General features: G+C 36.4%; 13 protein-coding genes. 7 read left to right on the top strand and 6 right to left on the bottom strand.

Annotated features, from left to right (window positions below):
* Window positions 1-102: 102 nt before the first annotated feature.
* Complete coding sequence (locus HCO57_RS14110; protein ID WP_167989549.1) at window positions 103-2,259, bottom strand: TonB-dependent receptor domain-containing protein; 2,157 nt, start codon at window positions 2,257-2,259, stop codon at window positions 103-105.
* 132 nt (window positions 2,260-2,391) lie between these two features.
* Here HCO57_RS14110 and HCO57_RS14105 point away from each other — a divergent pair, with 132 nt between their 5' ends.
* Window positions 2,392-3,090, top strand: coding sequence for a peptidase E (locus tag HCO57_RS14105; protein WP_167989548.1), 699 nt, complete (start codon window positions 2,392-2,394; stop codon window positions 3,088-3,090).
* A 345-nt stretch (window positions 3,091-3,435) separates the two neighbouring features.
* On the opposite strand, the gene HCO57_RS14100 is transcribed toward HCO57_RS14105, so the two are convergent.
* Complete coding sequence (locus HCO57_RS14100) at window positions 3,436-4,482, bottom strand: M23 family metallopeptidase (protein WP_167989547.1); 1,047 nt, start codon at window positions 4,480-4,482, stop codon at window positions 3,436-3,438.
* A 191-nt stretch (window positions 4,483-4,673) separates the two neighbouring features.
* Here HCO57_RS14100 and HCO57_RS14095 point away from each other — a divergent pair, with 191 nt between their 5' ends.
* The 3 genes from HCO57_RS14095 (at window position 4,674) to HCO57_RS14085 (ending at window position 6,275) form a co-directional block, all read left to right on the top strand.
* Window positions 4,674-5,276, top strand: coding sequence for an FMN-binding negative transcriptional regulator (locus HCO57_RS14095; RefSeq protein ID WP_167989546.1), 603 nt, complete (start codon window positions 4,674-4,676; stop codon window positions 5,274-5,276).
* Window positions 5,276-5,746 carry a GNAT family N-acetyltransferase gene (locus HCO57_RS14090; protein ID WP_167989545.1) on the top strand — a complete coding sequence of 157 codons (471 nt, stop codon included), beginning with the start codon at window positions 5,276-5,278 and terminating at the stop codon, window positions 5,744-5,746. The genes HCO57_RS14095 and HCO57_RS14090 overlap by 1 nt, the downstream gene beginning before the upstream one ends.
* Before the next feature lie 112 nt (window positions 5,747-5,858).
* Window positions 5,859-6,275: a DUF2141 domain-containing protein gene (locus HCO57_RS14085; RefSeq protein WP_167989544.1), complete on the top strand. Its 417-nt coding sequence runs from the start codon at window positions 5,859-5,861 to the stop codon at window positions 6,273-6,275.
* A gap of 54 nt (window positions 6,276-6,329) precedes the next feature.
* Here HCO57_RS14085 and HCO57_RS14080 read toward each other — a convergent pair whose 3' ends face one another.
* A complete protein-coding gene (locus tag HCO57_RS14080) occupies window positions 6,330-6,803 on the bottom strand; it encodes a Dps family protein (protein WP_167989543.1) in 474 nt (157 codons plus the stop codon).
* Between the two features lie 132 nt (window positions 6,804-6,935).
* Between HCO57_RS14080 and HCO57_RS14075 the strand changes: the two genes are divergently transcribed.
* Entirely contained in the window at window positions 6,936-7,883 is a 948-nt protein-coding gene (locus HCO57_RS14075) for a LysR substrate-binding domain-containing protein (protein ID WP_167989542.1), read from the top strand.
* Here HCO57_RS14075 and HCO57_RS14070 read toward each other — a convergent pair.
* Entirely contained in the window at window positions 7,880-11,053 is a 3,174-nt protein-coding gene (locus HCO57_RS14070) for a PAS domain S-box protein (protein ID WP_167989541.1), read from the bottom strand. The two genes, HCO57_RS14075 and HCO57_RS14070, sit on opposite strands and share 4 nt — an antisense overlap.
* Window positions 11,054-11,282: 229 nt before the next feature.
* Complete coding sequence (locus HCO57_RS14065; protein WP_136951042.1) at window positions 11,283-11,480, bottom strand: hypothetical protein; 198 nt, start codon at window positions 11,478-11,480, stop codon at window positions 11,283-11,285.
* A gap of 93 nt (window positions 11,481-11,573) precedes the next feature.
* On the opposite strand from HCO57_RS14065, the gene HCO57_RS14060 reads away from it, so the two are divergent.
* Window positions 11,574-12,356, top strand: a complete 783-nt coding sequence (locus tag HCO57_RS14060) for a D-alanyl-D-alanine carboxypeptidase (RefSeq protein ID WP_317171172.1) — start codon at window positions 11,574-11,576, stop codon at window positions 12,354-12,356.
* Window positions 12,305-12,904 carry a D-alanyl-D-alanine carboxypeptidase gene (locus tag HCO57_RS14055; protein WP_167989539.1) on the top strand — a complete coding sequence of 200 codons (600 nt, stop codon included), beginning with the start codon at window positions 12,305-12,307 and terminating at the stop codon, window positions 12,902-12,904. The genes HCO57_RS14060 and HCO57_RS14055 overlap by 52 nt, the downstream gene beginning before the upstream one ends.
* Here the strand turns inward: HCO57_RS14055 and nudK are convergent.
* Window positions 12,894-13,481 carry a GDP-mannose pyrophosphatase NudK gene (gene nudK / locus HCO57_RS14050; RefSeq protein ID WP_167989538.1) on the bottom strand — a complete coding sequence of 196 codons (588 nt, stop codon included), beginning with the start codon at window positions 13,479-13,481 and terminating at the stop codon, window positions 12,894-12,896. The genes HCO57_RS14055 and nudK overlap by 11 nt on opposite strands.
* Window position 13,482: the final 1 nt, after the last annotated feature.

The raw sequence follows: 13,482 nt of genomic DNA, 5'->3' as shown, positions 1-13,482 counted from the left end.
TGTTTGTTTAATGTTTGATTACGATGTAAAACTCGGGTTAACCAACAAACCACACCAATAGGAGTTACCCAACTGTATGAATTGCTTACCGAATTGTACTTTTTATAAATTATCTAATTGATTGCTCTTTTTATCGCTGCTGATAGTCCAAAAGAATCCTACAAAAAAGAAACTATCCGCAGCGGGTGATATGGCTCTACGGTTGTAAACACCTTCTGCATTTGGGGTATTGGCATACTGGTAGTTTCCAATATTATTAGTACCCAACACATTGTTAACCGAGAAAAATAAAATCTTTTGCTGGTCTATTAAATAGGCCCAATTAAGGCTTAGATTGTGGTAGTCTTTAGTTTTTTCGGCATAAAATTCTGGTGTGTTAGGGTTATCATAGGGTCTGCCAGAACCATAACTATAAGACATTCCTATTTGCGAACGCCAATCGTTGACCCAATATTTACCTACGGCAGAAAAATTGTGAGCATTCGCAAAATTTGGTGTGGCCTGCTCCGTAAAATCCAGAAAATCACGTTCTGTATTTAAGTAGCTATAAGATAGCCAATAATCCAAGTTTTTAATGCTCTTGTTATCCCTGTAAAATACATCTAGACCGGCAGCATAGCCATTTCCTAAATTGCTAAAATTGGAGTTGAATTGTGGCTCACGGGTATCATACTTCACCAAATTGTCATAATCCTTGTAGTACCCTTCTACCCTAAAGGTTTTGCCGTTTTTAGCGTATTGATAATTAAGAATATAATGGGCCGTTCTTTCATAATCTAGGGTAGCATCGTAGTTGATAAACTGGGTTAATGGATTCTGATAATAATTACCATAAGCTAAGGATAACTGACTATCCTGACCCGTTTTGTAAGCCAAGGATGCTCGTGGGGCTACATTCCAAGCTTCAATTAAATTAGAATACTCTGCGCGTGCCCCTAGTTTTAGGGCAAAATTGTTGCTAAAAAACACATCGGCCTCTGCAAAGCCACTCCAAAGCAAGTCATCAAAGCCAGTGGTGAAATCGAATCCATTATTGGCTATAAATTCTTCTTCATAATTGGTGTGGAACACTTCAGAACCAACATTTAATTTAAACCGGCTACTGAATTCTTTAGAAGCTTTCAACTTCAAATGAAGCGAAGTATCTGCTGTTTCTATGTCATTTTCAACAACCGTAATGGCATTGGTATCCCATGCCGTACTAGCTCCGGCATAAACCGTCCAATTGTTTTCAAAAAAGTATTTATAATTCGCGTTTAAATACAGGTTATTGTTTTTCAATCTAAAATTTACATACTCCTCAAAATTGATGTCCTCCTGGTCTATATCAAAATTGGCATGGTTAAAACCCGTGTAGAATTTAAACATACTGCGTTCCCCCTTATGCCTAAAAACAGCTTCGCCAGCCATGGATTCATACGGGTTGTTCCAACGCACTCCATTGGTAGAAGGTATCAAGGCTTCGTAAGGCGATAAATTGATGTAACTGGTATTAAAACTTAAACTAGTATTGCCCCAAATCTCGGTATGTCCCAGACCTGCACCTACGCTCATCACAGAAATATCCGTCTTTTCTTGGTCTGGTAAATCAGTAGTATTCATAAGCAACACACCAGAAAGCGCCTGCCCATACTCCGCAGAATAACCGCCGGTACTAAAGCTAACTCCTTTAAAAAGAAAAGGAGAAAACCTGCCTCTTGTGGGTACATTGTTGGTACTCGCCATAAACGGTTGAAAAACTCGCTGCCCGTCTATAAACACTTGGGTCTCTTCTGCCCTACCGCCGCGCACAAACAAACGCCCGTCTTCACTAACTGTAGTGGTGCCCGGCAAGGTTTGCAAAGCAGAGCCTATATCTCCGGCCACACCTGCCGTGGTTACAATATCTAGCGGTTTTAATGCCGCCGCTTTAGATTCCGTACCCGCCTCAAAAGAACCCGCTGTTAGCGTTACTCCACTTAAGCTATTAATGGCTTCTTGCAAAACAATTTTTAATTCTTGAAAATAGGTAACCTCTCCCATTTCATAATGGGTATCGTAACCTATACTTGAGACCACCAACATTTGTGTACCCGTTTCTGTAGTTATAAAGGAGAAACGACCTGCAGCATCAGTAGAAGCACCATCATACGTACCTTCTAAATACACATTGGCCCCTGCTACCGGTAATTTACCTGCGGTAACAGTACCTGTAATTGTTGTTTGCGCCAAAAGTGCAAAGCTGATAAAGAAAAGTAATAGTGCTAAATAGTTTTTCATGACTGTTGTTTTAGATTGATGCTCCAAAAATCTATAAACCCTATCTACTATTTAAAGCTTACTAACCCAACTGTAGAAATTACCTACTGGATTGTAAAAATTCGTTTTAACTTACCGCAAAAATAATTTTATATGAAAAGACAACTATTGATTTACGGTAGTGGCAGACATACAGTTCCTTTCTTAAATTACATGGCAAAGGCCACAGGTAAAACCAAACCTAACCTGTGTTTTATTCCAACGGCCAGTGGGGACGATGCAGAATATATACAACGGTTTTACGAGGTTTGCGAACAAATAGCTGTTATTCCCCATGTGCTGCGGGTTTGGATTAATTCTTACGACCAAAAAGAGAGTTTTGATGAAATACTATCAAAAATGGACGCCGTAGTTGTTGGCGGTGGCAATACTTTAAACATGATGGCCATTTGGAAAGCCCAAGGTATAGATATTGCCTTGCGTAAGGCTTATGACAAGGGTGTTATTATGGGCGGTGGCAGCGCAGGCTCTTTATGTTGGACACTGGGCGGCACTACAGATTCTAGACCCAAAGAATTGAGCATTGTTTCTTGCTTAGGTTTTATAGAAAAGAGTCATTGTCCGCATTACAACTCTGAGAAATCTAGAAGACCCCTTTATCATTCTAATATTTTAGCAGGTACCTTGGCAGATGGTTACGCTTGTGACGACCGTTCTGCTATCCACTTTATAAATGAAAAAGTACATACCTCTGTTGCCTTAGATGCAGATAACCATTCGTATTATGTTTATAAAAAAGAAGGCCAAATTGTAGAGGAGTTAATACCGGGAACTATTTTAGCACAAGATTAAAAAGCAGCTTTTTAAATACACTTATCACAAATTTTTAAATGAATTAATTAATATTCGGATTGAGGTAGCGGACGGAGTTAAAATGTAAAATCTTCGCATACGTAAAGAACACAAAACAACCTAAATCGATTGAATGAGAAAGTGTATATTTTATGGATTAGTGCTAGTAGCTACATTATGCTATTCTAGCTATGACCAGCATGAAAAGATTAGCTCTACTCAAAATACAAAAGTGGAAAAAGTCCATTACAAATTAGTTATTAAGACTACTTCTAAAACATCCAGGGCATAAATTGCCTTCCTACATAAACACTTGAAATGAAAGCGGGTCTCGACCCGCTTTTTTTATTGCAGTAGATTTTTGTAAACGTAACCTGCCGTTCCATTTTGGTCCCTAATATGAACCCAGTTTTTAGTATACCCCAAAATTTGTACTGTATCTTGTTCTTTTAAGGTTTTTAGTTTAGTTGATTTTACTGAATTTCCTTGCCGTACATTGGCTTTGGCTGCTTTTATAATTCCACCAGTTGTTGGATTATTTAATTCAAAACTTGGCAATGGTTCTATCTTTTTTACAAAAGGATAAGGGTCTACTGCTTTGGATTTGTAAATACCGAAGTGTAGATGTGGTGCCGTGGTTTTTGCATTACCTGTATTCCCTACCAAGCCCAAAGTATCGCCAACAGTTACTTTTTGCCCTGTACTTGCAATAATGCTATCTAAATGCGCATAATACAAACGATTGCCAAACAGCCCATCTGCTAACCAAACTTGTTTACCACCCAATCCTTGATTACGTGTGCTCACTACGCGACCATCTGTTACAGCAACTACGGGCGTACCTCTAGCAGCAAAAATATCTATACCCTCATGTTGACGGGTACCACCAGCCCGTGGTGCACCCCAGAAACTTTGCACGGCGCTGTTGTCCTTTCCACTAACGGGAAAATAATAGGTAGGCCTTCTCCTTATTAATAGGGTATATTCTGTATTTGCAAAAAGTTGGGGCTGCAGGAGTAATTTGTACATACCCGATTCCCTTATGATATAGGACAAAGAAGATGCATTGGGTTTGTTTTCTAGTAGTAAGTCTATTTTTTTTGATTCATCATATTTGAATAGACTTAAAAAATTAGAGGTAATACTATCTGTTTGTAAGGACACTACCAAACGCTCTCCTTCTTTCAAGGCTAAAGAAAAACTTAAAACCGTAGGCTCAACACTAGAAAACTTGCCTACTTGTTTATAGGGCAGGTTGATGATTACACTATCGTTTAAAGCGTTAGCAAATGCATTCTGCCACGCTGCATACGCCGTATTCTCTAAACTATAATTGCGTTCGTATACTTCTCTAGCAGAAGGTTGAGTAATAGCATCTGACAAACTGGTCATTTGTTTACAGCCATAAAGTATAAATAGTGTAGCCAATAAAAAACAGAATTTAAACTTCTGTACAAAGCTTATAATATATTTTATATGTTTCTTTAATTTCATGCTAAAGCAAGGTAAACGCTTTGTATGGGTATTCTTAATTGAAAAAAGAGTATGTTTAATCTGTTAAATTAAATGAGCTCCTTTACAGCATGTACATACCACACTATTATCAAAATGAAAATATAGAAGAAGTAAAAGCTTTTATACAAGCCAATAGCTTTGGTATCTTAATAGACCAAGTGGAAGGTAAACCATGGGGTACCCACATTCCGTTAGAATTGGAAACAGATAAGGATGGGGAAGCCATTTTGGTGAGTCATTTGGCCAAGGCGAACCCACAAGCAAAGGCTTTGGTTGACGGGAAAGAAGTATTATGTATTTTCAATGGTCCACACCATTATATTTCTTCTTCTTGGTATAAAGAAGAGGAAGTACCCACATGGAATTATATTGCCGTACATGTTTATGGAAATCTAAAAGTGCTTTCTGAGGAGGAAACTATGGCATCGATGCATCGATTAGTAGCGAAATATGAGCAAATGGCTAAAAATCCTATCGACTTATCTAAATTTTCTTCTAAAACCTTGCGCCAAGTTAAAGGCACAGTAGGGTTTGAAGTTAAAATAACGGATATACAGGCCGCTTATAAAATGAGTCAGACCCGTAGTGAAGACCATGCTACAATTATGTCAGAATTAAAAGAATTGGATACTGCAGCTAGTAAAGCTGTTGCCGATAAAATGAAAAAATAATGAGTGAAAGCATAAAAATAGTTCCCTTTTCACCAGAATATGCTAAAGCTTTTAAGGCGATAAATCAGCAATGGATAGAACAGTATTTTAAAATGGAGCCATCAGATTTTAAAGCTTTGAATCATCCACAAGAGAATATAATAGACCAAGGCGGTTATATTGCTGTTGCCTTATTAAACAATGAAGTGGTAGGCGTTTGTGCCTTGATTAAAACGGATGGCTACCATTTTGATTACGAATTGGCCAAGATGGGAGTTACTCCAAAAGCCCAAGGCAAACGAGTAGGGTATTTATTAGGGCAACACATTATAGCTAAAGCCAAAAGTTTAGGTGCAAAGAACATTTTTATAGAAAGTAACCGTGTACTTGTACCAGCCATTAAATTATATGAGAAGCTCGGTTTTGTAGAAATAGAGGGGCCACCATCTCCGTATGAACGTGCCGATATTCAAATGGAATACACATTTTAGCTTATTGATGTACGGCTCAGTAAGCAAAATCAACAATTGGGTAACTCACAATTGAATAGTGAGTGGAATTTAATGAGTTTTACCCTGTTCATTAACTACTAAAACAAAAAATATGAAAACCTTATTATCCTTATTCGCAATTGTATGTACGTTAACCTTTAGCCAAGCGCAAACCGATGGTGTTACCGTAAGTGTAACCATTGAAAATGTACTTAATGACGAAGGAAATCTTTTAGCCAGTTTGCATACAGCAGAAACTTTTATGAAAGCGCAAGGAATAAAAATGTCCTCTGTTGCTGCGAAAAAAGGGGCTGTAACCATCACTTTTGAGAACGTTGCCCCAGGCACATATGCTATTATGATATTGCATGATGCTAACGGTAATAACAAAATGGATTTCCAAGCTAACGGTATGCCCAAAGAAAGCTATGGTACAACCGGAGAAATGAATATGTATGGACCACCAACATTTAAGGATTCTTCCTTTACTGTTGCAGAAGAACCAGTGAGCCACACCATAAGATTTTAAACTAAAAAAGTCCCGCTTTGTAGCGGGACTTTTCTCTTCTGAACCGATACTCTCTTATTCTGATAACCAAGCGGTAAACATCCATACGGTTTTTTCCTGCTCGGTAATCAAGTCACTCATCATTGCATTGGTTCCTTCATCATTAGCATCGTCAGAAGCATCTAAAATTTCTCTTTCAATAGTTAACAATTCGCTTAAGGAATCTACGATTAATTGTACCGCTTCTACATCCTTAGTTACGTCTTTACCTACGGGTACTTTTGCCGCATTGGTATAATCTTCAAAAGTGTGTAAAGGGGTGCCTCCTAAAGTTAAAATACGTTCGGCAATCTCATCAACTTTTAAATTGGCATCCACGTATAATTCTTCAAACTTTTCATGTAAATCAAAAAAGCGTTTCCCTTTTATATTCCAGTGTACCCCTCTAAGGTTTAAGTAGTATTGTTGAAAATTAGCGAGTAAGGTATTTAAATCTTTGCTAAGTGCTACTGATTTTTCTTGGTCTAAACCTATTTTATTTGTTTTCATGTTGTTGTGCTTTTATGTTTATTTCTGTTTTAAGGTCGCTTTAATTCTGATATAAATTTACGCAATACTTAGAGGCTTTTTACATAGTTTTAATTGATGTAATTTATATCTTTATCGCTTTAATTTATAGGCATGACCATTACCCAATTGCAATATGTTTTAGCCGTTGCAGAACACCGCAACTTTACCCTAGCTGCAGAGAAAAGCTTTGTAACACAACCAACGCTAAGCATGCAAGTGCAGAAATTAGAAGACGAGCTTGATATTCTAATTTTTGACCGAAGCAAAAAGCCTATTGGCATAACAGAGGTAGGGGCTAAAATTGTGGCGCAAGCAAAGAATATTGTTGCAGAAGCAGACCGTATTAAAGATATTGTGGACCAAGATAAAGGCTTTATTGGAGGTGATTTTGTATTGGGAATAATCCCTACGGTAATGCCTACATTATTGCCCATGTTTCTTTCTACTTTTATAAAAAAATACCCAAAGGTAAACCTGATTATAAAAGAACAGGCTACGGATACGCTTATAGAAAATCTACAGGACGGTCATTTAGACGCCGCTATAGCCGCCACGCCATTAGAGGTTTCCTCTATTAAGGAAAGACCATTGTACTATGAGCCTTTTGTAGGTTACATACCTCAAAATCATCGGTTACATGAGAAAAAAGAAATAGAAACTGCCGATTTAGAAATAGCAGATGTTTTATTACTACAAGATGGGCATTGCTTTAGAGATGGGGTAATTAACTTGTGCAAGTCGCCTAAAAACAAGGTAGGAGAGCATTTCCAGATAGAAAGTGGCAGTTTTGAAACTTTAATCAACTTGTCTAATGAAGGTTTAGGGATGACCTTATTGCCCTATTTAAATACCATGGACTTGGATGATGCTAAGAAGAAAAATCTAAGGCACTTTACCAAACCCTCTCCCGCAAGAGAAATTAGTCTTATTTACCATAAAAGCGAATTAAAAATGCAAATTACAGAGGCTTTAAGAGAAACTATTGCTGGTATTGTACGCGGTGCAATTACTTTTCAAGATGTAGAAATCATAAGTCCTGTTAACACTAAAAAAGACTAGAAACCCAATTTTTCTTGTAACACATCTTTTAATAAGTTCTTATCTATAGGTTTAGACAAGAAACCATCACATCCCGCCTCAAAAGCTTTTGCTTTATCTTCTTCTAAGGAAAAAGCAGTTTGTACCACAATGGGTAAATCTGGACGCATTTTTTTGATGATTTCGGTTGCTTCTAACCCATCCATGATTGGCATTTTTACATCCATTAGAATTAAGTCTATTTCTGGATGCTCTTTACAAAATTCTACAGCCTCTTCCCCGTCTCTAGCTCTTATAACAGTAAGCTGCGCTTCTTTAATTTTCTTGATATAAGTATTTAAAAAGAAATAGTTTATCTCCTCGTCTTCTGCAATTAGAATTACAAACTGTTTTAGTTGGTCTTCATAGGGTGTTGGGATATCCCCAATAGTCTGTCCTTTAAAGTCTTCTTCTCCAAGGGGTATGGTCAATAGAAAAGTAGAGCCCTGTCCTTCCGCTGATTGTACTGCTAAATTACCATTTAATAACACTGCATTTTCCATAGAAATGGCTAAACCTAAACCCAAACCTCCATAATCTACCGCTGCATTTTCCCTGCCTTGTACAAAGCGCTCAAATATGACATCTTTGTGTTCTTCTGATATACCAATTCCGGTGTCTTCCACGTAAATAATCAAATCCTTGTCTTTTATGTAATATCCAAATTTTACGTGCCCTTGGGGGGTGAATTTTATTGCATTTTCCAACAGATTTTCCAAAATTTTTCGGATTTTGGAGCCATCTGTATAGATGTAACTATCCTCATCTTCTAAGGGCATTTCTAACTGTAATTGTATTTTAGAATTATTTGATTTTAAGCCGAATACAGAATACAGTTCTAGTAAAAAGCTATTTAGATTTAAGTGTGTTCGTTGTAGGTTTATTTTTTTAGACTCGAGAATGGAAATCTCTAATATGTCGTTTATAATACGTAGCAACTGCTTGCTGCTATTTTGTATAATATTAATGTAGGTTTGCCGCTCTTCTGTAGTATTAGCCTCCTCTAAAAGCTGAGAAAAACCAATAATACCATTCATGGGTGTTCTAATTTCATGAGACATATTGTTCAAAAATTCAGATTTTAATCTACTACTCTCTTCAGCCTTTTCTTTGGCAGCAATAAGCTCGTTGTTGGTTTTTACTAAATTTTTGTTCAGAGCTTCATACGCTCTATTTTGAAATTCAAGAGCAGACTGTACTCTTTTTAAACTGGAAATATCCACACAGAACCCTAGGAGTCCAATAATTTCATCATTAAGTACTAATGGTAATTTATTGGTAAGTCCCCAATGCAATTGCCCTTCAATATCTTCATAAGAACCTTCCATATTTAATAATGGAAAACCAGAGGCTATGACTTTTTTATCGGCTTCTACAAACTTATCGGCAAATTCACTGTTTAATCCCAAATCATGGTCTGTTTTACCAATTACATCATCTGTAGAAGCAAGGCCAAACTCCCGCGCAAATTTGGTATTACAACCTAAATAACGGCTTTCCTTATCCTTCCAAAAAACTTGGTTTGGCATATTATCTATTAATAGTCTAAGAAAATCTTTCTGTTGTTTTAGCTCCGCCTCTATCTCTTTAATGTTAGAAATATCTACACAAAATCCTAAAAGGCCGGTAACCTTAGTCTTTTCTGGGTTCCAAAGAGGAATCTTACTAGTTAACACCCAACCTTCTTTGCCATCTGCTTTAAAGTAACGCTCTTCTAAATTAAGAACAGGCTCTCCTTTAGCCATCACTTTTCTATCCCAAGCTTGGTAACTTTGAGCATGTTTGTCATCCTTGGTAATATCAAAATCGGTTTTACCAATTACTTGCTCTGGATGCTCTAGACCCACAATTGCTGCAAATTCTGCATTGCAGCCCTGGTAGACACATTCCGCATCTTTCCAAAAAACCTGATTGGGTAGGTAATCAATTAATGCCCTTAAAAAATCATTTTGTTTATGAACCTGACTTTTTACTTGTTTAAAATCTGTAATATCTAATCCAAAACCAATAACACCAATTATTTCCCCATTTATTTTCAAAGGTACTTTGCTCGTCAGCACCCAACCCTCCTCTTCTTCTCCACGAATTTGGTAGCGCTCTTCATAATTAAGTATGGGCCTCCCAGAGTTTATGATCATTGCATCTTTTTCTTGATAAGTTTTGCTGTACCCTTCACTCCAGAAAAAATCATAATCCGTTTTTCCTATTGCTTCTTCTGTATTCTTTAAGCCCACATTTTCTGCAAATTTTAAATTACATCCTTGATAAACACTGTTTTTATCTTTCCAAAATATGGGTATAGGAAGGTTATCAATGAGCGATTTTAGAAAAATATTATTATGGTTCAGTTTTTCTGTAGCCTTTTTCTGTTTGGATATATCTAAAACAATTACAGCAAATCTATCATCTGCTCCCCTGTTTTCTCGCAGAGCAGACACATAAACTTCTACCCAAAAAACAGTAGTATCCTTTTTAAATACACGCTGCTCTAAACTATACGAGTCTCGTGAACCATTACGGACTTCTTTAAAGCGTTTCAGTCCAATTTTCAATTCATCTGGATGAGTTACATCACCTAAATTAAGTTGTAAAAACTCTTCTTTAGTATACTGCATATTTGCTACGAGCCAATTGTTGACAAGTAATATATCGCCTTGTGCATTACACAAACACATACCCACATTAGCATCATTAAAAGCTCTCTCAAACCAATTTTGCTCTGGCAATTGCAGAGTAGAGACAACCGTTTGCTTTTCACTATAATCTACAATTACCAAGGTATAGTAGGCTTTGCCGTCTTCTTCACCAGAATTAATATGTACTTTAGCCTTTATTTTATTCTGATTCGGAGTTACTAGGCAAATGGTAGCATAGTCTTTTTGATTAAATCCGAAGGGTATGGGATTGGATTTATCTTCTATTTCTATTGGTGCCAAAACATCTATAAAACGCATGCTGAGCAAATCTGTTTCCTTATACGAAGTGATGGTACAGAATCTTTGATTTACTTGCATAAAATGACCATCGCTATCAAGTTTTGCTATGCCAAAAGGGGATTTATTGTATAAATCATTTAAAAATGAAGGCGCATTATTATCTAGGACTTTGTTAGTATGGGGATTCTTATTTGCCATATGATCTAAAACCGACATAACATCTATTAAACAAGAACTGAGGAAGACTTGCTTAAAGGGACGGTTTCTAGATCATTAATAAAAAATGATTGACACCCAGTTTCCAAAGCAACATCTTAAACCAATATAAACAAATTAACACATTTATTGTGAGAAATATCCTATTTACATCTAAATATTTTAACACGAGTATTATGGTAAGACGTATTGAAAATAAAAAAGCCACTCAAGTATGAGTGGCTTTTTATTACTTTTTTAAATAAATTAAACTTTGTCTTAACTCTGGCTTATCATAAATGTAGGTATTCAACCAGATTTTTAATTCTTCAACCTCATTGGGCAGTAAGCGGTTTATTGCTTTTTCTAGCTCTCTTGCGAACAACTTCGCATCAAAACTGACTTTCTGTAGCACAGTTTTGGTGTAATCAAGCATTGCTCTCGGCATATTTTGTCGATATTTAGGTTAAAATGGTCGTTTACTAATTTACAAATAAAAATACTATTGTTGAACAATCACAAACGTTAATTATAAGAAAAAATGCTGTTAATCAATTTAAAACAAAATATAGAATCCGTTATAAATCAATATTTTACTATTAGATTGATGTGTCTCTTACTAATAGTTTTACTATTAACAAACTGCACAACCCCCAGGATTCAACGGCAAAACAAAAAGTTTATTGTTCAATTAAACCATACTGAAACTAAACAAGAGTTTACAGGAGTTTTGGTGGTAAATGCACAAAACGGAGACACCCTATTGGCCTATAACCACAAACCCTATTTTATCCCTGCAAGTACCACTAAATTATTTACATTTTATACGGCAGCAACTACCTTACCTAAAAAGTTACCTGCTCTAGTGTATACAATTAAAAACGATACACTTTATATAAAAGGTACAGGAGACCCCACATGGAGACATCCTTATTTTAAGGATAGTACCGCCTTATCTTTTTTAAAACAATTTAAAACCATACGTATTGTAAAAAACTACCCAACTATTGAACCCTTTGGTCCCGGTTGGGCCTGGGAAGATTATCCCTATTATTTTTCTGCTGAACGCTCCAGTATGCCTATGTACGGGAACGTAATTGGTGTAAGTACCAAAACAGGAGAAGAATCCGTAACTCCTGCTCTATTTAAAGAAAACATAACCTTTAAGTCTACTAAAACTGCTAGAGACCAGCACTGGAATAGATTTTACATTAAAAAAATACAACAAAAGACACGCTACATATACCTTTTATTGTTTCAGACAGCTTGCAATTGGCGCTCATACAACAAGAGCACCCTAAGGCAAATCTTGGTTTTAGTTTAAAGCCTATACCGCTTTCTAAGCTATTGAATGGTATTGAAACAGATAGTGTTTTGAAGTATATGCTAAGAAAAAGTGATAATTTTTTAGCTGAGCAATTAATGCTTACAAGCGCCGCTTACCAAACAGATAGCATGTCTTTTGATGCTATGCGTAATTACCTATTAAAAAACCGATTACAAGGAATATTAGAAGAACCCCTATGGGTAGATGGTTCTGGCTTATCTAGGTATAACCTATTTACCCCTACATCTGTAGTACAATTACTTGGTAAAATGCATAAGGAATTGGATAGTACACGCTTGTTTTCCTTATTGCCTATATGGAATGCTAACGGTACCATAAGTAATACGCCACAGAATAGAGAATCTAATTTTATTTATGCCAAATCCGGTTCCATGGGTGGGGTAAGCAATCTTGCCGGTTACTTACGTACAAAAAAAGGTAATCTGCTATACTTTTCCTTAATGAAAAACAATTTTAGACGCCCCAGCAGCGCTATAAGAGAAGAAATGTATTTATTATTAGAACAATTGTATTCTACTTATTAAACAACTGATGTATTTGTGCCCATTGTAGTAACATGATAGTTTTGCCATCTTTGATTTTGCCCGTGGCCATCCATTTTAAAGCTTCTACAAATGGAAGCTCTATAACTTCTATATTCTCGGTTTCGTCTTCCGCGCCTCCTCCAGCACCTATCTTCATATTGGGTTGGTATTCCCCTATAAAAAAATGCAATATTTCAGTAACCGAACCAGGAGACATATATGATTCAAACACCTTAACCACATTATCAATTTGATAACCCGTTTCCTCTTCTACCTCCATTTTAATGGTCTCTTCTGCATTGCCTTTTTCCAGAACACCAGCGCAAACCTCTACCATAAAACCATCTTCATTGCCATTTACATAGGTGGGCATTCTAAATTGTCTGGTTAAGACAACCGTCTTTTTGTCTAAATTGTATAGTAAAATAGCAGCTCCGTTACCCCTATCATAACATTCTCTAGATTGTTCTTCCCAACTACCATCTTCTCTTTGATAATCAAAAGTTACTTTATTTAAAGTATACCAATTGTCTGATAGTAGTTCTGTTTTTATGTTTTTTACCTTGCCGTATTTCATC

Origin of the sequence: Croceivirga sp. JEA036, assembly GCF_011882165.1 — a bacterium.
In the GTDB taxonomy this organism is placed as follows: Bacteria; Bacteroidota; Bacteroidia; order Flavobacteriales; family Flavobacteriaceae; genus Croceivirga.
The sequence above is the reverse complement of the archived record's forward strand: the minus strand, read 5'-3'. Positions and strand labels throughout refer to the sequence as shown.

Coding starts and splice junctions, on each gene's coding strand:
- HCO57_RS14110 (WP_167989549.1), bottom strand. CDS start 2,259: ATGAAAAACTATTTAGCACTATTACTTTTCTTTATCAGCTTTGCACTT.
- HCO57_RS14105 (WP_167989548.1), top strand. CDS start 2,392: ATGAAAAGACAACTATTGATTTACGGTAGTGGCAGACATACAGTTCCT.
- HCO57_RS14100 (WP_167989547.1), bottom strand. CDS start 4,482: ATGACCAGTTTGTCAGATGCTATTACTCAACCTTCTGCTAGAGAAGTA.
- HCO57_RS14095 (WP_167989546.1), top strand. CDS start 4,674: ATGTACATACCACACTATTATCAAAATGAAAATATAGAAGAAGTAAAA.
- HCO57_RS14090 (WP_167989545.1), top strand. CDS start 5,276: ATGAGTGAAAGCATAAAAATAGTTCCCTTTTCACCAGAATATGCTAAA.
- HCO57_RS14085 (WP_167989544.1), top strand. CDS start 5,859: ATGAAAACCTTATTATCCTTATTCGCAATTGTATGTACGTTAACCTTT.
- HCO57_RS14080 (WP_167989543.1), bottom strand. CDS start 6,803: ATGAAAACAAATAAAATAGGTTTAGACCAAGAAAAATCAGTAGCACTT.
- HCO57_RS14075 (WP_167989542.1), top strand. CDS start 6,936: ATGACCATTACCCAATTGCAATATGTTTTAGCCGTTGCAGAACACCGC.
- HCO57_RS14070 (WP_167989541.1), bottom strand. CDS start 11,053: ATGTCGGTTTTAGATCATATGGCAAATAAGAATCCCCATACTAACAAA.
- HCO57_RS14065 (WP_136951042.1), bottom strand. CDS start 11,480: ATGCCGAGAGCAATGCTTGATTACACCAAAACTGTGCTACAGAAAGTC.
- HCO57_RS14060 (WP_317171172.1), top strand. CDS start 11,574: ATGCTGTTAATCAATTTAAAACAAAATATAGAATCCGTTATAAATCAA.
- nudK (WP_167989538.1), bottom strand. CDS start 13,481: ATGAAATACGGCAAGGTAAAAAACATAAAAACAGAACTACTATCAGAC.